Raw genomic sequence first — 1,350 nt, forward strand, 5'->3', positions numbered from 1 at the left:
CCACTGGTGCAACTGGGCCAGAGCGTGGCCGATATCCGCGTACAGGACCAGCCTGCACCGAACCTGCTCAGCACCACGCTGCCCACCGATGCCGACCCATCCGACCCCGACCGGCCGTTCAAGCGGGATTTCGAGGAAGCGCTGATTCGTGGCTACGTGCCAGACCAGAACACGGCACTGTTCATCGCCCTCGACGACCCGTTGGCGCTGGTTGACGACCTGAGCCTGAACCTCACCGGGCGGCGCCTGGAACAGGCACTGTTCGAGCAGGAGCACCAGGAGAAATTGCAAACGGCCACCGCGGTACAAGCACTGTGCGGCTTTGATTGCACACCGCTGCTACCCGCGCACGTCGCCCAGGACCCGGCGCTGACCCGTGCCTACACCGATGACCTGTACACGTTGCTCAAGGCCGATGATGGCGTCGAGCGGGGTCGGGACTTGGTTGACGGACCCGAATCGGTACTCGTAGGGACGTGGCGCTGGGAGGTCGAAAAACTCGAGGCGAAGTTCATTCAGCGCTGGGGCAAACTCCCGCACCCCGGCACCTGGCGCCGCACCCTGGCCGAGTGGCGCGACAAACGCCTGTGGCGCGAAGACGTCCACTTCGATGAACTGCAAGGCTTCCTGAGCCGGGCCACTGCCCAGGCGGCCCAGCTTGAGGCCCATGCCCAGCGCAGCGAACGCGACCTGCTCAACTGGCTGGAGCGGCTTGCACCGAATGCCGACACCCTGTTCTTCGACACCTGCCACCCGGCCCACAGCCGCGCCTTGCTGGAGACTGCCGAAGGCCTCGCAACCCTGTTGGGCGGCGGCGAGGCCGGGCAGGACTGGCTGTGCCGGCAGGCGGTGAAACCGAGCACCCTGCTGGGCACGGCGCTGTTCAACTTCAACCCGGAAATTGCCACACTGGTACGCACGGTTGCGCACAACTTCGCCACCACCGGCCTGCTCGATGGCCGTAGCCAGGGCGATGGCAGCACCCGCCCCGTCGACCCCGACAACCCGGCGGATGTCACCAGCGTTGCCACCCGGGCGAACGAACTCAAAGGCGTGCTCGACCTGCCCTCGGTCACGCAGAGCAAGGCCTACCAGGGGCTGAGCACGACAGCCCGGCGGGCGTTCGACACCTTGGTGACGGTGGCCAACAGCAGTGCCGAAGGGGCCTGGCACACCCTGAGCATGACCCTGGCGCCGGCCTTGCAACGGGCCTACGCCAGCGCGACGGACGTGCTCACTCAGGTGGTTACCCAGGCCTTGATCTCGACCCAGGCCTCTGACGCTACCCAACTGCGCTTCAACCCCGACTTCAAGGCGCAGTTCCGCCGCTGGCAGCAGCAGGTCCTTGGC

General features: G+C 66.4%; 1 pseudogene. It reads left to right on the plus strand.

What is annotated here, in order from left to right:
* Positions 1–1,350, plus strand: a pseudogene (locus tag EKA13_RS27975) (T6SS effector BTH_I2691 family protein); the annotation flags it as partial.

It is taken from the genome of Pseudomonas defluvii, from assembly GCF_001695625.1.
GTDB lineage: Bacteria > Pseudomonadota > Gammaproteobacteria > Pseudomonadales > Pseudomonadaceae > Aquipseudomonas > Aquipseudomonas defluvii.